Below are 19984 nucleotides of genomic sequence, written 5' to 3' on the forward strand. Positions count from 1 at the left end.
TCTGATATTTAAACAGCACGCAATATTCGCAGTTTGGATTTTTGCAATTTCATGCAAAAAACAGGCATTTATGCTACAATATTAGCAATAAAGATGATTGGAGCAAACGATGAAAGCGATTATTACGGTTGTTGGAAAAGATAAGGCAGGGATTGTGGCTGGTGTAGCTAGTAAAATTGCCGAGCTGGGGCTCAATATTGACGATATTTCTCAAACTGTTTTGGATGAATTTTTTACCATGATGGCCGTCGTTTCTAGCGACGAAAAGCAGGATTTTGCAGCACTTCGTAGTGAATTTGAGGCCTTTGGGCAGACCCTCAATGTCAAAATCAATATTCAAAGCGCAGCCATTTTTGACGCTATGTACAATATCTAAGGAGAGGGCACATGGATATTAGACAAGTTACAGAAACCATTGCCATGATTGAGGAGCAGAATTTTGATATTCGGACCATTACCATGGGCATTTCTCTCTTAGACTGTATCGATACAGATATTGAGCGGGCGGCGGACAAGATTTATAAAAAAATTACGACTAAAGCGAAAGACCTAGTGGCAGTTGGGGATGAAATTGCTGCTGAGCTGGGGATTCCTATCGTCAACAAGCGGGTCTCCGTGACTCCGATTTCTCTAATTGGGGCAGCGACGGACGCTACGGACTATCTGCCTCTGGCTCATGCTCTGGATCGGGCAGCAAAAGAAATCGGTGTGGACTTTATCGGTGGCTTCTCGGCCTTGGTCCAAAAGGGTTATCAAAAAGGAGACGAAATCCTCATTAATTCCATTCCACGCGCTTTGGCGGAGACGGACAAAGTCTGCTCCTCTGTCAATATCGGCTCAACCAAGACCGGCATCAACATGACAGCAGTTGCGGATATGGGGCGGATTATTAAGGAAACGGCCCAGTTTTCTGACATGGGTGCGGCCAAGCTGGTCGTCTTTGCCAATGCGGTAGAGGACAATCCTTTTATGGCAGGCGCCTTCCATGGTGTCGGTGAAGCAGATGTGGTCATCAATGTCGGTGTTTCTGGGCCAGGTGTTGTCAAGCGAGCTTTGGAAAAGGTCCGTGGTGAGAGCTTTGACGTAGTCGCTGAAACAGTCAAGAAAACGGCCTTCAAAATCACTCGTATCGGCCAGTTGGTCGGTCAGATGGCCAGCGAGCGTCTGGGCGTCAAGTTCGGGATTGTTGACTTGAGTTTGGCGCCGACGCCAGCAGTCGGGGACTCAGTGGCCCGTGTCTTGGAAGAAATGGGCTTGGAAACAGTCGGCACTCACGGTACGACAGCGGCGCTTGCCCTGCTCAATGACCAAGTCAAAAAAGGCGGTGTTATGGCCTGCAATCAAGTTGGTGGACTGTCTGGTGCTTTCATCCCTGTGTCAGAAGACGAGGGCATGATTGCGGCTGTCCAAAATGGCTCGCTCAATTTAGAAAAGCTAGAAGCTATGACAGCTATCTGCTCGGTAGGCTTGGATATGATTGCCATTCCAGAGGCGACGCCGGCTGAAACCATCGCAGCCATGATTGCGGATGAAGCAGCGATTGGCGTTATCAATCAAAAGACGACTGCTGTGCGGATTATTCCAAAGGGCAAGGAAGGCGATATGATCGAATTTGGCGGGCTCTTGGGAACAGCTCCGGTCATGAAGGTTAATCAGGCTTCGTCAGCTGCCTTTATCGCGCGTGGTGGTCAGATTCCTGCACCCATTCACAGTTTTAAAAACTAAGTAAATAGGGGGTCTGTTTAGACAGACCCTTTCCCTCTGCCTTGCTCAGTCAAGTGCGAGGCAAATAAGCCACTCCTTATCCGAGTGGCCTTGATTAAAAAGGAGACATTCATGGCAAAAACAAAATTATACATCATCCGGCATGGTAAGACTATGTTTAATACTATTGGTCGAGCTCAGGGCTGGTCGGACACTCCCTTAACTGAAGAAGGCGAACGTGGTATCCGTGAACTAGGGATTGGGCTGAGAGAGTCTGGCTTGGAATTTACCAAGGCATTTTCGAGCGACTCTGGTCGAACCATTCAGACCATGGGGATTATCCTAGAAGAGCTGGATTTGGTAGGGAAGATTCCTTATAAGTTTGACAAGCGTATTCGAGAGTGGTGCTTCGGGAGCTTTGACGGGGCTTATGGTGGTGATCTTTTCCGTGGAGTGATTCCAAGGGTGCGTGATACTGACAATTATAAAGAGCTGACTTTCCCAGAATTGGCTGACGGTTTGGTTGAAGTGGATACGGCTGGCTGGGCTGAACCATGGGAGCAACTCAGTGGGCGGATTTTAGCTGGATTTACAGCTATTGCTCAAGAAGTGGAAGCTGCTGGTGGAGGCAATGCTTTGGTCGTCAGCCATAGTATGACCATTGGGACTTTTGCCTATCTGCTCGATAAATCCATTAGCAAAAATCCTGAGGTGGACAACGGCAGTGTGACAGTCGTCGAATATGAAAAAGGGCAATTTACGATTCAGATCTTAGGAGATGTGTCCTACCGTGAAGTTGGTGCCAAAATTTTGGACGCTAAAATAAACAGTTAAAAGAAATCATGGAAATAGTTGAGTTTTATTGAGCTGTCTTCTTTCAATCTTAGAAACTGCTTTTTTTCAGAAACGTGATATAATGAGAGGAGAATAAGGGGGGAAGTGTATGGCAAAAACAAGATTATACCTCATCCGGCATGGTAAGACCATGTTTAATACAATCGGACGAGCTCAGGGCTGGAGTGATAGTCCGTTGACAGCAGAAGGCGAACGTGGCATCCATGAATTAGGGATTGGTTTGCGAAAAGCGGGTATTGATTTTAAACTAGCTAGATCCAGTGATTCAGGTCGAACCATTCAGACCATGGGAATTATTTTGGAAGAGCTGGGCTTGACTGGAAAGATTCCTTATCGGTTTGACAAGCGCATTCGAGAGTGGTGTTTTGGCAGCTTTGATGGTGGCTATGATGGTGAGCTTTTTATGGGAGTCATGCCTAGGGTCTTTAATATCGACCATGTCCATCAACTCAGCTATGCCGAGCTGGCAGAAGGTTTAGTAGAAGTCGACACGGCTGGCTGGGCTGAGAATTGGGAAAAACTCAGCGACCGAATTTGGCAAGGCTTCTCAGAGATTGCTGAGGAGCTGGAGGCTGCAGGTGGTGGCAATGCTTTGGTGGTTAGTCATGGCATGACCATCGCCACCTTTGTCTACCTAATTAATCTCATGCAGCCTCATGGCCTAGGCAATGGTAGTGTGACCATCGTAGACTATGAAGATGGACAATTTTCGGTTGTTTCCATCGGTGATATGTCCTATCGTGAAGTTGGAGCGAAAGAGCTGGAGGACAAGTCTTGAGACGAGGTCGCCATGAAAGAAAGAGAAAACTCTCTCTGTTTCGACTAATAAATAGGCTCTTATTTCTAGGAATTGGGATCAGTTTGCTGTTTGCCCTATTGCGAGTTCAAGATATGGATGAAGACTTGCCAACTTTTATTAATCATGGTCTTAGAGTCCAGAGTTCTGACTTGCCTAAGGTGTCAGTTGATGATTGGGAGTTGACTTTAATCAATCGTAGCCATTTACAGGAAGAGTCTCATCCTAGGTTGACCCAAATCGATGATATTCAGGTAGATAATCGTATTGCTGAAAATACTAGACAATTTTTAGCTGCAGCTAGGGCCATTGCGCCAGAGGAAACCTTTATTTCGGGCTATCGTAGCCGAGCTGAGCAGACAGAGCTCTATGAAGAAGCCCTAGCTTTGGCCGAAGAAGAAGGCCTGTCTCGGCAAGAAGCGGAGCAAGAAGTGCAAAAGCGGATCCAGCTGCCAGGTGCCAGTGAGCATCAGACAGGCTTGGCGATTGATATGAGCGAGCCAGAAGGTCAGAATGATGAGGTAGCAAATAAGATTGCGGAAATTGCCCCTAAATACGGCTTTATTCTGCGCTATCCTGAAGGGAAAAGCGATATTACTGGTGTGGATTTTGAAAATTGGCACTATCGTTATGTTGGCGTAGAGTCGGCACAATATATGCAAAAACATCACCTAGTTTTAGAGGAATATCTGACCCTTTTGAAAGAGTCGGCTCGGTAAAACGTTACAACCCATTGATAGACAAAAAATCAGCTGCTCAAATGAGCAAGCCGATTTTTAAATTTCAGGGTTTAAACAATACCTTGTGCAATCATAGCGTTTGCCACGTTTTCAAAGGCAGCGATATTTGCTCCTGCAAGGTAATCAGTACCAAGACCGTATGTTTCAGCCGTTGTTTTAGCTGTGTTGAAGATGTTGGTCATGATGTCTTTGAGACGTCCATCAACTTCTTCACGAGTCCATGAGAGGCGAAGGCTGTTTTGGCTCATTTCAAGGGCAGATACAGCTACACCACCAGCGTTGGCAGCTTTGGCAGGTCCGTAAAGGATTCCGTTTTCTTTGTAGACTTTAATCGCATCAAGGTCACTCGGCATGTTAGCACCTTCAGATACACAGATAACGCCTTGAGCAACCAAACGTTTAGCTGCGTCACCGTTGATTTCGTTTTGAGTCGCACATGGAAGAGCAATATCATAGTTACCAGCGTAAGTCCATACAGAACCTTCATGGTAAGTAGCAGTTGCTTTTTCAGCTGCGTACTCAGTCAAACGAGCACGGCGTTTTTCTTTAACATCAACCAAAAGATCAAAGTCAATACCATTTTCGTCGATGACATAACCGTTGGAGTCAGATACTGAGATAACAGTAGCGCCAAGTTCAGTCGCTTTTTGAAGAGCGTATTGAGCTACGTTACCAGAACCGGAAATCACCACTTTTTTACCAGCAAAGCTGTTACCGTTAGCTTTGAGCATTTCTTCAGTATAGTAAACCAAACCGTAACCAGTTGCTTCTGGACGGATCAAGCTACCACCAAATCCAAGAGGTTTACCAGTCAAGACACCCGCATCAAATTGGTTCAGGCGTTTGTATTGACCGTAGAGGTAGCCGATTTCACGTCCACCAACACCGATATCGCCAGCTGGGACATCAAGTGATGGTCCGATGTATTTTTGCAATTCTGTCATAAAGCTTTGGCAGAAGCGCATGACTTCGGCGTCCGTTTTTCCTTTAGGATCGAAATCTGATCCACCTTTACCACCGCCGATTGGAAGTCCAGTTAAGACGTTTTTAAAGATTTGTTCAAATCCGAGGAATTTCAAGATCCCTTGGTTTACAGTTGGGTGGAAACGAAGTCCGCCTTTATATGGTCCAACAGCTGAGTTGAATTGAACACGGTAACCACGGTTGACTTGCACTTTTCCATCACGGTCGACCCAAGGAACACGGAAAGAAATCACGCGCTCAGGCTCGGTGATACGTGCTAAGATGTTTTCTTCGATATACTCAGGGTGTTTTTCAAATACAGGCTCTAGAGTGCTGAAGAATTCTTCAACCGCCTGGAGAAATTCGGCCTCATGCCCGTTACGAGCTTTCACAGTTGCAAACACGCTTTGGATATATTCTTTAGCAGATGTCATATCGTTCTCCTTTTGTTGTCATATTTTATTACATGAGCCATTATAGCAGAATTTTTTTAGGGTGTAAAGAAAAAAGTTGAATTTTCTGAAAATTTCCATAATATTTTTTTGAAGATTCTAGGTGGAAATGCCGAACCTTTTGCTAGAAAATTAGGATAAATTCTTTATAGGAAGAATTTTAATGATATAATAGAGAAAATTAAGGAATAAGAGGTCAAAATAATGACAACAACCAAGACAAAAATTGCGGGTTTTGATTTTGATAACTGCCTGATGAATGCAGCAGGAGTGGCTTGTATGACAGTGGAAGAGTTAGAAGAAGTCAAAAACTCTGCTGCGGGAACTTTTGTGACTAAGACGGCAACGCTGGACTTTCGTCAAGGTAATCCAGAACCTCGCTATCAGGATGTGCCACTGGGCTCTATCAACTCCATGGGCCTGCCCAATAATGGTTTAGATTATTATCTTGACTATTTGCTGGAGCTGCAAGAAAGCGTGCCAAATCGCACTTTCTTCCTTTCCTTGGTTGGTATGTCGCCAGAAGAAACTCACACTATTCTCAAGAAAGTGCAGGCAAGCGACTTTAAAGGGATTACTGAGCTCAATCTCTCCTGCCCAAACGTTCCAGGTAAGCCGCAGATTGCCTATGATTTTGAAACAACTGATCGTATCTTATCAGAGGTTTTTGCTTATTTCACTAAGCCATTGGGAATCAAGCTGCCACCTTACTTTGATATTGTACATTTTGATCAGGCTGCCGCGATTTTTAACAAATATCCGCTCAAATTTGTCAATTGTGTCAACTCGATCGGGAATGGTCTTTATATAGAAGATGAGTCAGTGGTCATTCGTCCGAAAAATGGTTTTGGCGGTATTGGCGGCCAGTACATCAAGCCGACTGCTTTGGCCAATGTCCATGCCTTTTACCAACGCCTGAAACCGGAAATCCAAATCATCGGAACTGGGGGCGTCCTGACAGGGCGCGATGCCTTCGAGCATATCCTTTGCGGTGCCAGCATGGTGCAGGTAGGAACAACCCTTCATAAAGAAGGCGTGGCAGCCTTCGAACGCATCACCGCCGAACTCAAGGCGATTATGGAAGAAAAAGGCTATGAAAGCCTGGAAGATTTCCGTGGAAAATTGAAGTATATTGATTAAAAGTTTAAGAAAGGAGGCTGGGACAAAAGTCCTAGCCTCTCAATTGTCTATGGATTGTCTAGCAAGACGCAGTGGTTGAGTGGGCTCTACTAGGCTGATTTCATCAGCTTTTACAGCTCTACTCAACTGTGCGGAGGTGGGACAACGAAATCGAATTCTAACGAATTACTGATTTCTGTCCCACTCTCTTTAGTATTGTTAGGGGAATAGAAAAAGCCCTCCAAGATTAGATAGGAAATCTTGGAGGGACATGGATAATTTATTTATCTAGAACGTTGTTTACCAGCGTTGCGTTTGTTTTTCTTTTTATTGCTATGAGTGATTGCTTGGCTCGCTTTTGGCGTCACATCCTTGATGCGGCCTGCATTGCTCATGGCTTTCGGAGGATTCTTTTCATATTCTTCAGCTACTTGCTTTCTAATTCGCGGACGAATCAAGTAGTTAATGATGAATTGTTGGATAATTTGGATGAAACCACCGACTACCCAGTAGAGGGTCACAGCCGCTGGTGACATGAAGGAGAAGACAACAATCATAATAGGGCTCATGTAAGTTGCACTCTTCATCTGCGCTTTTTGGGTTTCATCTTCGATCCCATGTAGGGAGAGCACCGACTGGATATAGTAGAGTACACCGACAATGAGAGTCAAGGCCAGACTAGGTTTTCCAAGATTGATGCCAAGGAATGTACTGCTTGCTACGCCGTTTGTGTATTGGGCAGCGAAGAAGAGAGCTGAGAAGAAAGGCATTTGAATGAGTAGAGGAAGGCAACCGATACCGCCAAACATACTGAGACCATTTTCTCTTTGAGCAGCCATAAGTTCTTGCTGGGCTTCCAGTTTTTCTTCTTGAGTTTCGGCATTATTGATCCGTTCTTGGATAGGGGCAAAGATGGGCTTGAAGTAGTTCATCTTTTCTGACTGAAGAGTAGCCTTCCAAGACTGATAGATTCCCAGTGGGAAAATAATCAGCCGTACGATGAGTGTAACGATAATAATCGCTAGACCATAACCAAGGCCTGAATTCTTGGCAAAGAACTGGATGCTATCTGCCATAGGCTGACCAAGTACGTCCCAAATGATACCAGAAGGATTGCCAGCCTTGTCTCGTCCGACACACCCTGTCAATAATAGCAGGAGGGACAAGCTCATTCCAGAGAATAAAATACGTTTAAATGTTTTCACGAGTTCATTTCCTTTGTTTCTAAAAAAATAATACCTATCTATTCTACTGTTTTTTAAGGAAATATACAATAGTTCTCCAGACCTAATTTGCAATTTTAAAGTCGGTATAGGAATCAAAATTGGCCATGGTGACATCTAAATAGCTGACTTTTGAAAAAGGAGTTGGTCCCTTGCGGATTTCTTGAATGAACTTGGCCATGAGGGCAGAGCTTTCAGCTTGAGCCAAAATTTCGACTGTACCGTCGTCATTATTCCAGACGCGACCTGTAATCCCGCCAATCTGCAAAGCAAGGGAGTAAACGCCCCAACGAAAGCCGACGCCTTGGACTCGTCCTTGCGCAATCATTCTTACTTTTTGCATCGTTACCTCCTTTTGTAGCGGTTTGAAACTCGCTTCTCAGCCCCATGGTGTAGCGAGCAGCTGGTTGCTTGGGATAAGATTTTCTCTGAGGATAAGTCTAGAGGATGAGTTCAAAACTGCTAGATTGTGTTATAATGTATTTATGAATATTATAACCTCAAAAGCCAATAATGTGGTAAAAAAAGCTAAAAAGTTGCATCAAAAAAATATCGTAGCGAGTCGTATTTGATTGAGGGCTGGCATCTTTTTGAAGAGGCTCTGGCCAGTCAGGCACGGATTCTGCGAATTTTTGCTTTGGCAGAGTACGAAGAGCGTTTGGCAGCATTTTCCCAGACTATTTTTGTCAGTCCAGAGATTCTCAGTGATTTAGCAGATAGCAAGACACCTCAGGGAATCGTTGCAGAATTAGCCTTTGAGGAGCAGAATATTCCAGAAAAGCTGGAAGGTGCCTACCTCTTTTTAGAAGATGTGCAGGATCCTGGTAATGTCGGAACCATCATCCGAACAGCGGATGCGGCGGGTTATCAAGGAGTTTTCATCTCTAGTCACTCCGCTGACATTTACAATCTCAAAACTTTGCGTTCTATGCAGGGCAGCCATTTTCATCTGCCCATTTATCGCGTGAGCAGAGAGGATATGCTGGCCCTAGCTCGTCAAAGTGACCTGCAAATTCTGGCTTCGACCTTATCAGAATATTCTGTGGATTATCAAAAGGTCGAAAAACATGAAGATTTCCTCTTAGTCATGGGTAATGAAGGGCAAGGAATCAGCCAAGAGATGACGGAGGTGGCTGATGTTTTGGTTCATATTTCCATGAAAGGCCAGGCTGAAAGTCTTAACGTAGCTGTGGCAGCTGGCATCCTGATGTTTGCTTTAAGCTAGCTTTTAGAAATCTCTCTATAATAAAACTAAATGGAGGTGATGACATGCCTTACAGAGAAGATGATGAATTTATGGCCTATGTGGGGCATTTGATTGAGAAGCCTAGCGTCCAACGCTTAAAAGGGATTACGCATCATATTCATTCCAATCGGCTTGAACATTCAATCAATGTCAGTTATACTAGTTATAAAATTGCTAAAAAATTCGGCTGGAATGCCCGTAGTACAGCACGAGGTGCTCTTTTGCATGATCTATTTTATTATGACTGGCGTGAAACCAAGTTTAAAAAGAGTCATGCTTGGGTACATCCCCGCCTAGCAGTCCGAAATGCCCGTAAGATTACTAAGCTCAATCGAGTTGAGGAAGATATTATCATCAAGCACATGTGGGGAGCTACCCTGGCACCGCCACGATACAAGGAGTCTTTCGTTGTGACCATGGTGGACAAGTACTGGGCGGTCAAAGAAGCGACGGCACCTTGGCGACAAAAGCTGAGCGGACGTAAAAAGTATCATCGAAAGATGCTGAAAAGTTAAAATGTAAAAAGGAGACATTATGAACAATACAATTATTCAAGAAAACAGTGGACTTTCTAGTTTTTATTCAAAGGTCTACGGATTTGTCGGGATGGGAATTGCCATCTCTGCTCTGGTTTCAGGCTTAATGCTGACAACCTTCCAGACAGCTCTAGTTGATATTCTGCTTCATTACCGCTGGATATACTACGGTGCGATTTTCCTTGAGGTGGCCTTGGTTTGGTCAGCTTCCAGTATGGGACTTCGCAATAGCCCAGCTGCCCTCCCCCTCTTTTTGAGCTACTCAGCCCTAAACGGCTTTACCATGAGTTTCATTGTGGCCATGTACACAGGTGGCGTGGTCTTTAAAGCATTTGCGGTTAGTGCGGCCGTTTTCCTTGTCATGGCAGCCATGGGCCTTGTCATCAAAAAAGATTTGTCTGGTATGGGCCGTGCTATGTTTGCAGGTCTAATTGGAATTGTGATCGCGAGTTTTGTCAATATTTTCCTGGGTAGCGACATGATAGACTATATTGTCAGCTATGTCAGTGTCGTCATTTTCGCAGGTTTGATTGCTTGGGACAATCAAAAAATTCGCTATGTCTATGAGCAGACAGGCGGACAGGCTGGACTTGGATGGGCCCTTTCTCTGGCTTTGAGCCTTTATCTCGACTTCATCAACCTCTTCCTCAGCATCCTTCGTATCTTTGGAAGAAATGACTAATAAAACATGGATAGCTTCCTCGATAAATGGGGAGCTATCTTTTTGTTTGAAGAGGCATTTTGGAAGTTGAATAGGATTAGCAGTAAAAGTTTTGCAGACGGTTAATTTTTTTGATATACTAACTAAAAATATATTTGGGCAATGCATTGGTCTATTGCTCTGGAAAAGAAAGGAAGTTTCTATGGATATGTTATTCATCCCAGGCTGGTTGATTTTTGCAATCGTTGCAGCCATCGTGCTTATTATTCTTTTGGCTAAGGGGTATGTCAATGCCAAGCCAAATGAAGTAGTCGTTATTACTGGTCTGCGTAAGCAGCGCCATTTGAGAGGTAAGGCTGGCTTCATGATTCCTTTTGTAGAGCAGCGCTCTTACCTGGATATTGAGCAGTTTTCTACCGATGTCCGTACTTCTGAGTCTGTACCGACACTTGACTTTATCAACGTTCGTGCTGATGCGGCTGTGAAGCTGAAGATTGGTACTACGGATGAAATGATTGACCGTGCGGCAGAGAACTTCCTTAATTGGAATACCACTGATATTTCCAACTCTGTCCAAGATGTTCTCGAAGGGAACCTTCGTGAGGTAATCGGCCAGATGGAACTGCGCAAGATGGTCAATGACCGTCAGGAATTTGCTTCTAAAGTGCAAGATAACGTGGCGCCAGATTTGGCTAAGATGGGTCTGGAAGTCATTGCCTTTACCGTTCAATCCTTCTCTGATGAAGGCGGCGTTATTGACAACCTCGGTATTGAAAATGTCGAAACGATCAAGAAAGACGCCCTGATTGCCAAGGCTAAGGCTGAACGTGAGCGTAAGGAAGTTGAAGCGGAGCAGGATAAGCTGGCTAACGACAAGCGCGTGGCTGCTGACTTGGAAATTGCTCAAAAGCAAAATGAACTCAAACTGAAACAAGCTGCCCTCAAGCAGGAAGCAGATATTGCGCAAGCTAAAGCGGACGCAGCTAAAGGGATTGAGGCAGAAATCCAGCGTCGTGAACAAGAACGTGTGGCCGCAGAAGCCAACATCATGAAGCAGGAAAAAGAAGCAGAAGTCAAAGAACGGGAAGTTAAGGTTCGTGAGCAGGAATTGGATGCCAATATCCGCAAGCAAGCCGAAGCTGAAAAATATGCCCGTCAACAGGCCGCAGAAGCGCAATTGATTGAACGTCAACGTCAGGCCGAAGCAGAACTCTTTGAAACGCAGAAAGAAGCGGAAGCTCGTAAGGCTCAAGCCGAGGCTGAAAAATTTGCGCAACTGCAAGAAGCTGAAGCTATTGAAGCTAAGGGACGTGCGGAGGCGGAAGCCATTCGTCTCAAACTAGAAGCGGAAGCAGAAGGTTTGGACAAGAAAGCCGAAGCCATGAAGAAGATGCAGGAAGCTGCGATTACGGAAATGATTGTCGATAAACTACCAGAAATCGCTCGTGCGGTAGCAGAGCCATTGACCAAGGTAGACAAGATCACTATGTATGGTGAAGGTAACGCGTCTAAAATGGTCGGTGACATCATGCAGAGCATTGACCAAGTTTCCCAAGGAGCAGGCTTTGACATTCGTCAACTGTTAGCTGGAGCACTTGGCGTCAATATGACTGTCAACAAGCTCAAACAAGATGAACAAGCAGTCATCGAAGTTGATGAGAAATAAATCTAAATGTGTCTAAGATATACAAACAGCTGGGAGTTGGAACTTCTGGCTGTTTGTCCTCCTCCAGAAAAGCATTTCAATCAGCTAAATACTTTTCATTACCATGTAAAAATGTTAAAATATAACAGATTAAACAACTAAGATTATAGGAGTAGAAAATGACAAAAGCTAACTTTGGTGTCGTAGGTATGGCCGTAATGGGTCGTAACCTTGCCCTAAATATCGAATCTCGTGGTTATACAGTTGCCATTTACAACCGTAGTAAGGAAAAAACAGAAGACGTAATCGCTTGCCATCCTGAAAAGAACTTTGTACCAAGCTACGATGTAGAGTCTTTCGTTCAATCTATCGAAAAACCTCGTCGTATCATGCTCATGGTTCAAGCTGGACCTGGTACAGACGCAACTATCCAAGCTCTTCTTCCCCACCTTGATAAGGGTGATATCTTGATCGACGGAGGAAATACTTTCTACAAAGATACGATCCGTCGTAATGAAGAATTGGCAAACTCTGGTATCAACTTTATCGGTACAGGGGTTTCTGGTGGTGAAAAAGGTGCCCTTGAAGGTCCTTCTATCATGCCTGGTGGACAAAAAGAAGCTTACGAATTGGTTGCTGATGTTCTCGAAGAAATCTCAGCTAAAGCGCCAGAAGATGGCAAACCATGTGTGACTTACATCGGTCCTGATGGAGCTGGTCACTATGTGAAAATGGTCCACAACGGTATCGAGTATGGTGACATGCAATTGATCGCAGAAAGTTACGACCTCATGCAACACTTGCTAGGCCTTACTGCAGAAGATATGGCAGAAATCTTTACTGAGTGGAACAAGGGTGAATTAGACAGCTATTTGATCGAAATCACAGCTGATATCTTGAGCCGCAAAGACGATGAAGGCCAAGATGGACCAATCGTAGACTACATCCTTGATGCAGCAGGTAACAAGGGAACTGGTAAATGGACTAGCCAATCAGCGCTTGACCTTGGTGTGCCATTGTCACTGATCACTGAGTCCGTATTTGCTCGCTACATCTCTACATACAAAGAAGAGCGTGTACATGCTAGCAAGGTTCTTCCAAAACCAGCTGCCTTCAAGTTTGAAGGAGACAAGGCTGAGTTGATTGAAAAGATCCGTCAAGCACTTTACTTCTCAAAAATCATTTCTTACGCACAAGGTTTTGCTCAATTGCGTGTAGCTTCTAAAGAAAATAACTGGAACTTGCCATTTGCGGACATCGCATCTATCTGGCGTGATGGCTGTATCATCCGCTCACGTTTCTTGCAAAAGATCACAGATGCCTACAACCGCGATGCAGATCTTGCTAACCTTCTTTTGGATGAGTACTTCTTGGATGTTACTGCTAAGTACCAACAAGCAGTGCGTGATATCGTAGCTCTTGCTGTTCAAGCTGGTGTACCAGTACCAACCTTCTCAGCAGCTATTACTTACTTCGATAGCTACCGTTCAGCGGACCTTCCAGCTAACTTGATCCAAGCGCAACGTGACTACTTCGGTGCTCACACTTATCAACGTAAAGACAAAGAAGGAACCTTCCATTACTCTTGGTATGACGAAAAATAGGATAGGCCTATGGCAAAGCGAATTTTATTAGTAGAAAATGAAAAGAATCTTGCACGATTTGTGACTTTGGAACTGCAAAAGGAAGCATTTCTTTTGGATGTAGTTGAGACAGGCAGTCAAGGTTTGGCACTAGCTAGAGAAAATGACTATGATCTATTTTTGCTTAATTATGACTTGCAGGATATGACCGCTAGTGAGTTTGCTAGGCAACTGAGTTTGTTCAAGCCGGCTTCAGTCATTATCGTCTTAGCCAGCCGTGAAGAAATCAAAGAACATGCAGATGAGATTCAGCGCTTTGCTGTTTCCTATACCGTCAAACCTTTTATTATCAGTGATTTGGTTGAGAAAGTATCCGATATCTTTCGAGGTCGGGACTTTATTGACCAGCATTGTAGCAAGCTGAAAACACCGACTGCTTACCGCAATCTACGAGTTGATTTGAAAAATCATATCGTCTATCGTGGAGAGGAAGTGATTGCCTTGACAAGACGGGAATATGATCTACTAGTGACGCTGATGAGCAACCAAAAGGTCATGAGCCGCGAGCAGCTTCTGGAACGTGTCTGGAAGTATGAAGGCGCCACTGAAACCAACGTAGTCGATGTCTATATTCGCTATCTACGTAGTAAGATTGATATTGCTGGTCAGACTAGCTATATCAAAACTGTCCGTGGCATTGGCTATGCTATGCAGGAATAAAAAGAACAAACCCGCCCTCTGTTTCCAGAAGGACGGGTTAATTTTTTTATTTTTAGCGCAAATAATAAAATCCTAGAAGACAAAAATCCCTCTGCTTAGAGGACATGGCGCTCGAAAGCATTGTCAGAGATTCCTTGACTGAGAATTAGTTTCGCCCACTCTTTGGCAGAAAAGAGGCTGTGATCCTTGTAATTGCCACAGGATTCGATGGTGGTGCCAGGGACATCCTCCCAAGTAGTTGTCTCAGCGATTTCTTCTAAGCAAGATTTGATGACTTGGGCAATTTCAGTCGCTGAGTGTTGCCCCCACATAATCATATGGAAGCCTGTTCGGCAACCGAAAGGTGAGCAGTCAATCATACCGTCAATCCGCTTGCGAATGAGCATAGCTAGTAAATGCTCGATGGTATGCAGGCCAGCCGTCGGAATAGAGTCTTCATTTGGCTGCACCAAGCGAATATCAAAGTTAGAGATAATATCTCCTTTGGGACCAGTTTCCTCTCCAATGAGGCGAACATAGGGTGCTTTTACGATTGTATGGTCAAGCTCAAAACTTTCAACGATAACTTCTTTAGACATGGTTTCTCCTTTAAAATCTAAAATTGGAACCTGAAAATGAGATCAGGTTTCAAAAGCGACATTTCAAACACTTCCTTTTGATTATAGCATAAAAAAATAAGAGTTAGGAAATAAAAAAATTTTATATATTAAATTCTTTGATTTAGCGCCTTTTCGCCCAATAATAGGCAAAAAACGGCCTTCTTTTTCAAAAAATTGATTTGTGAATTTTTGCTATTTATGATAGAATAAAAAGGAATTTTGAATTCAATAATTAAATAGATTTGGAGTAAAAACATGGGCTTATATACGATAGCTGCTTTTGTTTTTGCTGCCATCATTGGTTTAGTGATTGGGTATGTAGGAATCGTGGTTAAGATGAAAGCATCTAAAGAAGCCGCGGAACTTACTCTTTTAAATGCTGAACAAGAAGCAACCAATTTACGCGGTCAGGCGGAACGTGAAGCTGATTTGATTGTCAAAGAAGCGATGCGCGAAACCAGTTCGCTTAAAAAAGAAGCACTTTTGGAGGCAAAAGAAGAAGCCAGAAAATATCGTGAAGAGGTTGATGCAGAATTTAAGTCTGAGCGTCAGGAGTTAAAACAAATTGAAAGCCGCTTAACAGAGCGCGCAAGTAGTCTTGACCGCAAAGATGATAATTTAACCAACAAGGAAAAGACTTTGGAGCACAAAGAACAAAGTCTTACTGATAAAGCTAAACACATTGATGCGCGTGAAGCACAAGTAGCTGAGCTAGAGCAGCAAAAAGAAGCTGAGCTTGAGCGGGTAGCATCCCTGACTCAGACGGAAGCGCGTGAGATTATCTTGACCAAGACCGAGGACAAGCTGTCCAAGGAAATCGCGACTCGTATTCGGGAAGCAGAGCAGGATATCAAAGAGCGCTCTGACAAGGTGGCCAAGGATATCTTGGTTCAAGCTATGCAGCGGATTGCTGGTGACTATGTTGCTGAGCAGACCAATTCAACGGTTCATCTTCCTGATGACAGCATGAAGGGACGGATTATCGGACGGGAAGGTCGCAATATTCGAACCTTTGAAAGCTTGACAGGGATTGATGTTATCATTGATGATACGCCTGAAGTGGTTACTCTTTCAGGTTTCGATCCAGTTCGCCGTGAGATTGCTCGGATGACTATGGAAGCTCTTCTCAAGGATGGTCGAATTCATCCGGCTCGTATCGAGGAATTGGTCGAAAAGAATCGCTTAGAGATTGATAACCGTATTCGAGAGTATGGTGAAGCCGCAGCCTATGAAATCGGAGCACCAAACTTGCATCCTGATTTGATGAAAATCATGGGTCGCTTGCAGTTCCGTACTTCCTACGGGCAAAATGTTCTCCGCCACTCGATTGAGGTTGCCAAATTGGCTGGAGTTATCGCTGGAGAGTTGGGTGAAAATGCGAACTTAGCTCGTCGTGCTGGTTTCCTCCATGATATTGGTAAGGCCATCGATCGAGAAGTAGAAGGCAGCCACGTGGAAATTGGAACTGAGTTGGCTCGCAAGTATAAGGAGCATCCAGTTGTTATCAATACGATTGCTAGCCACCACGGAGATGTGGAACCTGAGAGCGTTATTGCAGTCATCGTTGCAGCAGCTGATGCCCTAAGTGCAGCTCGTCCAGGAGCTCGCAGTGAGTCGCTGGAAAGCTACATCAAGCGATTGCAAGATTTGGAAGAAATTGCAAACAGCTTTGAAGGGGTTAAGACAAGCTTTGCCCTTCAGGCAGGTCGTGAAATCCGAATCATGGTCAGTCCAGAGAAAATCAAGGATGATAAGATTACAATCTTGGCGCATGACGTGCGTGAAAAGATTGAAAACAACTTGGAATATCCAGGAAATATCAAGGTCACAGTTATTCGCGAAATGCGAGCAGTTGATTATGCAAAATAAAAAGGTTGAGACGTTTGTCTCGACCTTTTTGTTTGTTTTAAATGAAGTATTAAACCGCCAGCGCTTAGCAGAAGCTGGCTTGAACAATACTCGACTAATCTTAGCTATCTGCCTCAGCGGGACTTCACAGTCACTCTCTACAATACCATCAATCAGATTAACAATCCGCCTTTCTTGGTCATGATTGAGAAATTGAGAGAAATAGTTTGAGATATGATAAGGATACAGAGAGAAAAGCCAGATAATAGGAGCTTTCAGTACTGTATTTTTAATCGTGAAAATCAAATAATTAGGCCTAAAAGAAGAGAATTAAGGTGTGTGTAAATTTAAAATCTTATATTTTCTTACAAAGAAGATATAAGACTTTTGATATTTTTCATTTTATATGATAATCTATGACCGTAAAATCAAAAAACGTCACATAGTTTTTAGGAGGAAGTTATGGCTACTGCTTTTACTGCTGAAGAAAAAGAAGCAATTAGAAAGAAATTACATAAAGTTGCAAAAGAATGCCTTCAAAGATATGGGGTTAAGAAAACCATCGTTGACCAGATGGCAGCAATGGTAGATATTTCTAAAGGTTCTTTTTATAATTTTTATTCTTCAAAAGAAATGTTATTTTTTACGGTCTTAGAAGAATATCAAATAGATGTTATGAATCGCCTGACAGAACAATTAGGTATGGAAACCAAGATAGATACAAATCGTCTGGTAGAGTTACTTTATGATTTTTATCAAGATTTTCGCTATTCATTTATGTATACCATATTTAAAAATCATGAAATGGAATTACTCGTAAGAAAATTACCAAAAGATGTGATAACAAATCATCATCTGATAGATGATAGGATGGTTAAAAAAATTGTATCCCGAATCAATATTAGAGAAAATATATCGGTAGAAATCGTCTCTGCTTTATTTAGAACGATTGCTATGACTATATTACACATCGAGGAAATCGGTGAAAAACAATTTGATACCACATTGAAGTTAGTCATACAAGGAATTGTGGAGCAAATTACTGAGGAGGATAGGTAATGGTGAAAGAAGCAATTAGAACCGCAAACCTTTCTAAAAGATATGGAACAAAAAATGTTGTCAACAACTTGAATCTATCATTAAAAAGTGGTGAAATAGTAGGTTTTTTAGGACTAAATGGTGCAGGGAAAACAACAACGATGAGAATGATGTTAGGATTGATAAAATCTACATCAGGAGAATGTTATATCCAAGGAAAAAAGTTAGATCTGAGTAATTTAGAACTTCGAAATGAAATAGGTTATATTATTGAGACACCTTATTCTTATCCAGACTTAACTGTGAGAGAAAATTTAGAAATAGTTAGTAAATTAAGAGGGGTTAATAAAGATAATATTGACTGGGTAATTGAAAAATTAAAACTAAAGCAATATGAACATAAACAGGAGGAGCATCTTTCTTTAGGAAATGTTGCGCGTTTAGGAATTGCAAAAGCGATTATTCATAAACCTAAAATCCTAATTCTGGATGAGCCGACAAATGGATTAGATCCTTTTGGAGTTCTTGAAGTGAGAGAGCTGTTAAAGGAATTGGCAAATAATCTAGGTACAACTGTTCTTATTTCAAGTCATAATCTGGAAGAAATATCTAAAATTGCTACTAGGATAGTTATTGTACATGAGGGCAGACTTATAAGAGAAGTTGAAAGCAATGAATTAGAACAGTACTTAGAAAAGAAGTTACTAGTAAGTGGCTCTAATAATAAGGCCATGAAAGAAGTGTTATCTAACCATGGCTATCAGGTGAACATTCAATCAGACACAGAAAATAATATCGATTTCTTAGAACTAATTGATAAAAAATCTGTGGAATATCCGGAAGATATTGCTACATTGCTGGTTCATGCAGGTTATCCACCTAAAACACTGATTGTTGAAAAAGAAGATTTAGAGCATTATTTCTTAAGAATACTGAATGACTATAATGGAGGAATCTCGAATGAAAAAGCTTAGTTCCTGTATTTTAATTGAATGGAGAAAGTTAATAAAATCAAAACTTTCCATCGTAACTGCTTGTTCTATCTGTTTAGTTCCTTTTATTGTTGGGGTGTTTGCAACTATGATGAAATATCCAGAGAATTTCAAAAATCTTGGTTTGATTTCTGCAAAAATGGAAATGATGAGGATAACAGACTGGTCGTCATACTTAATGACCATATCACAAGTCATTTCTGTTGGGGGATTGCTCATTTTTGGATTTACAGCATCTTGGATTTTTGGTAGAGAATATTCTGATAAAACTATGATAGACCTATTAGCGCTCCCGATAAAAAGAGATACAATCGTATTATCCAAATTTATCGTTATCGCTCTATGGAGCTATATTCTATCAATTTTTGCACTTTTATTGGGATTATTAGCTGGCAATCTGATTGGACTTGAGGGTGGGAGCTTAACGGTGATTTTCAAAGGTATACTTACTTTTGTTCTTTGTACTACTCTTACGATCGTACTCTCTACTCCAGTTGCTTTTTTTGCTTGTTTAGGCAGGGGATATTTGTCACCATTGGCATTTATTATTTTTACAATTATTTTTTCTCAGCTTGGTTCTGCTCTTAACTTTGGGAAGTATATTCCATGGGCGATTCCTGCACTCGCAAGTGGTATTGCAGGAGAAGCACTATTGAATTTGGGGAGCATTGTTAGTTTATTTGGGGTAAGTATTCTAGGTCTTATCGCAACAATAGCTTGGTGGAGGTATGCTGATTACGATTAAAATGAAGTGATGAAAATGCTAATAACACGAAACTAAGTCTTATTCATTTCCATTCAAAACAAGCCCTCCTGTTCAGATTGAAGAACAAGAGGGGGGATATTGTGGCAATCGAAAGTTTTGGGAGAATGGAGACTATGTGAGTATCGTTGGCCTAAATGAAAAGATAGTTTCTAAATATATAGGCGATTGGGAAAAAATGATCTTGTCTTTGATAAGTTAAATGTTAAAGCGTTCTCAGATGGTAGTTTTAGAACAAGGTGAAATCCCGTTGTTATGGCATTAGTCAGGTGAGGGACAAAATCCGAAAAAAATACTTGGTCTGAACTTTTTCTAGCAGGGGCCGGATTAAAAAGAGGCTGAGGAGAAAGAGCAGGAGGATAGGGTAGAAATACCAAGGATTACTGACGAATTGCCCCCCCTCAACAGTCCTCAAAGGGATGTAAGTATGAGACAGCAGGATCTGCCCAGACAGGAAAAGTAAGGCAATCACAGTCATGGTCAGAATCAGAAACTAGCCCA

19 protein-coding genes and 3 pseudogenes are annotated in these 19984 nt (G+C 42.6%); 17 read left to right on the plus strand and 5 right to left on the minus strand.

Annotated elements, in window-relative coordinates:
• Positions 1-109: 109 nt before the first annotated feature.
• The 5 genes from HMPREF9960_RS07520 to HMPREF9960_RS07540 all read left to right on the plus strand — a co-directional run bounded on the left by HMPREF9960_RS07520 (position 110) and on the right by HMPREF9960_RS07540 (position 4074).
• Positions 110-376: an ACT domain-containing protein gene (locus tag HMPREF9960_RS07520; protein ID WP_005590918.1), complete on the plus strand. Its 267-nt coding sequence runs from the start codon at positions 110-112 to the stop codon at positions 374-376.
• 11 nt (positions 377-387) lie between these two features.
• Entirely contained in the window at positions 388-1725 is a 1338-nt protein-coding gene (locus tag HMPREF9960_RS07525; RefSeq protein WP_005590916.1) for a PFL family protein, read from the plus strand.
• 111 nt (positions 1726-1836) lie between these two features.
• Entirely contained in the window at positions 1837-2538 is a 702-nt protein-coding gene (locus tag HMPREF9960_RS07530) for a histidine phosphatase family protein (RefSeq protein ID WP_005592405.1), read from the plus strand.
• Positions 2539-2647: 109 nt separating this feature from the next.
• Positions 2648-3337 (plus strand): histidine phosphatase family protein, encoded by a 690-nt coding sequence (locus HMPREF9960_RS07535; protein WP_005590912.1) that lies wholly within the window; start codon positions 2648-2650, stop codon positions 3335-3337.
• Positions 3334-4074, plus strand: a complete 741-nt coding sequence (locus HMPREF9960_RS07540; protein WP_005590910.1) for a M15 family metallopeptidase — start codon at positions 3334-3336, stop codon at positions 4072-4074. The genes HMPREF9960_RS07535 and HMPREF9960_RS07540 overlap by 4 nt, the downstream gene beginning before the upstream one ends.
• 71 nt (positions 4075-4145) lie before the next feature.
• Here the strand turns inward: HMPREF9960_RS07540 and gdhA are convergent, their stop codons facing one another.
• On the minus strand, positions 4146-5492 hold the full coding sequence (gdhA, locus tag HMPREF9960_RS07545) for an NADP-specific glutamate dehydrogenase (RefSeq protein WP_005590909.1): 1347 nt from the start codon (positions 5490-5492) through the stop codon (positions 4146-4148).
• A 222-nt stretch (positions 5493-5714) separates the two neighbouring features.
• On the opposite strand from gdhA, the gene HMPREF9960_RS07550 reads away from it, so the two are divergent.
• Positions 5715-6650 (plus strand): dihydroorotate oxidase, encoded by a 936-nt coding sequence (locus HMPREF9960_RS07550; RefSeq protein WP_005590908.1) that lies wholly within the window; start codon positions 5715-5717, stop codon positions 6648-6650.
• Positions 6651-6913: 263 nt separating this feature from the next.
• Here the strand turns inward: HMPREF9960_RS07550 and yidC are convergent, their stop codons facing one another.
• On the minus strand, positions 6914-7834 hold the full coding sequence (gene yidC, locus HMPREF9960_RS07555) for a membrane protein insertase YidC (RefSeq protein WP_005592325.1): 921 nt from the start codon (positions 7832-7834) through the stop codon (positions 6914-6916).
• 82 nt (positions 7835-7916) lie between these two features.
• The gene (locus tag HMPREF9960_RS07560; RefSeq protein WP_005590906.1) at positions 7917-8195 is read right to left on the minus strand and encodes an acylphosphatase; all 279 of its coding nucleotides are present in this window, start codon (positions 8193-8195) and stop codon (positions 7917-7919) included.
• A gap of 142 nt (positions 8196-8337) precedes the next feature.
• Here HMPREF9960_RS07560 and HMPREF9960_RS07565 point away from each other — a divergent pair.
• The 6 genes and pseudogenes from HMPREF9960_RS07565 (at position 8338) to HMPREF9960_RS07590 (ending at position 14243) form a co-directional block, all read left to right on the plus strand.
• A pseudogene (locus HMPREF9960_RS07565) lies at positions 8338-9077 on the plus strand (TrmH family RNA methyltransferase).
• A 44-nt stretch (positions 9078-9121) separates the two neighbouring features.
• A complete protein-coding gene (locus HMPREF9960_RS07570) occupies positions 9122-9613 on the plus strand; it encodes an HDIG domain-containing metalloprotein (protein ID WP_005590904.1) in 492 nt (163 codons plus the stop codon).
• A 19-nt stretch (positions 9614-9632) separates the two neighbouring features.
• Positions 9633-10316 carry a Bax inhibitor-1/YccA family protein gene (locus HMPREF9960_RS07575; protein ID WP_005590903.1) on the plus strand — a complete coding sequence of 228 codons (684 nt, stop codon included), beginning with the start codon at positions 9633-9635 and terminating at the stop codon, positions 10314-10316.
• A 181-nt stretch (positions 10317-10497) separates the two neighbouring features.
• Entirely contained in the window at positions 10498-11961 is a 1464-nt protein-coding gene (locus HMPREF9960_RS07580) for a flotillin family protein (protein WP_005592424.1), read from the plus strand.
• A gap of 158 nt (positions 11962-12119) precedes the next feature.
• The gene (gnd, locus tag HMPREF9960_RS07585; RefSeq protein WP_005590899.1) at positions 12120-13544 is read left to right on the plus strand and encodes an NADP-dependent phosphogluconate dehydrogenase; all 1425 of its coding nucleotides are present in this window, start codon (positions 12120-12122) and stop codon (positions 13542-13544) included.
• 9 nt (positions 13545-13553) lie between these two features.
• Entirely contained in the window at positions 13554-14243 is a 690-nt protein-coding gene (locus tag HMPREF9960_RS07590) for a response regulator transcription factor (protein WP_005590898.1), read from the plus strand.
• Positions 14244-14338: 95 nt separating this feature from the next.
• On the opposite strand, the gene HMPREF9960_RS07595 is transcribed toward HMPREF9960_RS07590, so the two are convergent.
• Positions 14339-14821 (minus strand): S-ribosylhomocysteine lyase, encoded by a 483-nt coding sequence (locus HMPREF9960_RS07595; protein ID WP_005590897.1) that lies wholly within the window; start codon positions 14819-14821, stop codon positions 14339-14341.
• A gap of 276 nt (positions 14822-15097) precedes the next feature.
• Between HMPREF9960_RS07595 and HMPREF9960_RS07600 the strand changes: the two genes are divergently transcribed.
• From HMPREF9960_RS07600 to HMPREF9960_RS07615, 5 genes and pseudogenes are all read left to right on the plus strand, one after another.
• Positions 15098-16711, plus strand: a complete 1614-nt coding sequence (locus tag HMPREF9960_RS07600) for a ribonuclease Y (protein WP_005590895.1) — start codon at positions 15098-15100, stop codon at positions 16709-16711.
• A gap of 99 nt (positions 16712-16810) precedes the next feature.
• Positions 16811-16921: pseudogene (locus HMPREF9960_RS10140) on the plus strand (SAM-dependent methyltransferase); the annotation flags it as partial.
• Positions 16922-17152: 231 nt separating this feature from the next.
• Positions 17153-17749, plus strand: a complete 597-nt coding sequence (locus HMPREF9960_RS07605; RefSeq protein WP_005590894.1) for a TetR/AcrR family transcriptional regulator — start codon at positions 17153-17155, stop codon at positions 17747-17749.
• Positions 17749-18702 (plus strand): ABC transporter ATP-binding protein, encoded by a 954-nt coding sequence (locus HMPREF9960_RS07610; protein ID WP_005590893.1) that lies wholly within the window; start codon positions 17749-17751, stop codon positions 18700-18702. The genes HMPREF9960_RS07605 and HMPREF9960_RS07610 overlap by 1 nt, the downstream gene beginning before the upstream one ends.
• Positions 18689-19465 carry an ABC transporter permease gene (locus HMPREF9960_RS07615; protein ID WP_005590892.1) on the plus strand — a complete coding sequence of 259 codons (777 nt, stop codon included), beginning with the start codon at positions 18689-18691 and terminating at the stop codon, positions 19463-19465. The genes HMPREF9960_RS07610 and HMPREF9960_RS07615 overlap by 14 nt, the downstream gene beginning before the upstream one ends.
• A 289-nt stretch (positions 19466-19754) precedes the next feature.
• On the opposite strand, the pseudogene HMPREF9960_RS10145 reads toward HMPREF9960_RS07615, so the two are convergent.
• A pseudogene (locus HMPREF9960_RS10145) lies at positions 19755-19961 on the minus strand (hypothetical protein); the annotation flags it as partial.
• Positions 19962-19984 lie beyond the last annotated feature (23 nt).

This window comes from Streptococcus cristatus ATCC 51100, from assembly GCF_000222765.1.
Classification (GTDB): Bacteria; Bacillota; Bacilli; order Lactobacillales; family Streptococcaceae; genus Streptococcus; species Streptococcus cristatus.

Excerpts from the sequence above, each read along its gene's own strand:
- HMPREF9960_RS07595 (WP_005590897.1), bottom strand. The coding sequence starts at position 14,821 with ATGTCTAAAGAAGTTATCGTTGAAAGTTTTGAGCTTGACCATACAATC.
- HMPREF9960_RS07520 (WP_005590918.1), top strand. The coding sequence starts at position 110 with ATGAAAGCGATTATTACGGTTGTTGGAAAAGATAAGGCAGGGATTGTG.
- HMPREF9960_RS07605 (WP_005590894.1), top strand. The coding sequence starts at position 17,153 with ATGGCTACTGCTTTTACTGCTGAAGAAAAAGAAGCAATTAGAAAGAAA.
- HMPREF9960_RS07560 (WP_005590906.1), bottom strand. The coding sequence starts at position 8,195 with ATGCAAAAAGTAAGAATGATTGCGCAAGGACGAGTCCAAGGCGTCGGC.
- HMPREF9960_RS07575 (WP_005590903.1), top strand. The coding sequence starts at position 9,633 with ATGAACAATACAATTATTCAAGAAAACAGTGGACTTTCTAGTTTTTAT.
- HMPREF9960_RS07570 (WP_005590904.1), top strand. The coding sequence starts at position 9,122 with ATGCCTTACAGAGAAGATGATGAATTTATGGCCTATGTGGGGCATTTG.
- gnd (WP_005590899.1), top strand. The coding sequence starts at position 12,120 with ATGACAAAAGCTAACTTTGGTGTCGTAGGTATGGCCGTAATGGGTCGT.
- HMPREF9960_RS07535 (WP_005590912.1), top strand. The coding sequence starts at position 2,648 with ATGGCAAAAACAAGATTATACCTCATCCGGCATGGTAAGACCATGTTT.
- gdhA (WP_005590909.1), bottom strand. The coding sequence starts at position 5,492 with ATGACATCTGCTAAAGAATATATCCAAAGCGTGTTTGCAACTGTGAAA.
- HMPREF9960_RS07590 (WP_005590898.1), top strand. The coding sequence starts at position 13,554 with ATGGCAAAGCGAATTTTATTAGTAGAAAATGAAAAGAATCTTGCACGA.
- HMPREF9960_RS07530 (WP_005592405.1), top strand. The coding sequence starts at position 1,837 with ATGGCAAAAACAAAATTATACATCATCCGGCATGGTAAGACTATGTTT.
- HMPREF9960_RS07600 (WP_005590895.1), top strand. The coding sequence starts at position 15,098 with ATGGGCTTATATACGATAGCTGCTTTTGTTTTTGCTGCCATCATTGGT.
- HMPREF9960_RS07580 (WP_005592424.1), top strand. The coding sequence starts at position 10,498 with ATGGATATGTTATTCATCCCAGGCTGGTTGATTTTTGCAATCGTTGCA.
- HMPREF9960_RS07525 (WP_005590916.1), top strand. The coding sequence starts at position 388 with ATGGATATTAGACAAGTTACAGAAACCATTGCCATGATTGAGGAGCAG.
- HMPREF9960_RS07550 (WP_005590908.1), top strand. The coding sequence starts at position 5,715 with ATGACAACAACCAAGACAAAAATTGCGGGTTTTGATTTTGATAACTGC.
- HMPREF9960_RS07610 (WP_005590893.1), top strand. The coding sequence starts at position 17,749 with ATGGTGAAAGAAGCAATTAGAACCGCAAACCTTTCTAAAAGATATGGA.
- HMPREF9960_RS07615 (WP_005590892.1), top strand. The coding sequence starts at position 18,689 with ATGAAAAAGCTTAGTTCCTGTATTTTAATTGAATGGAGAAAGTTAATA.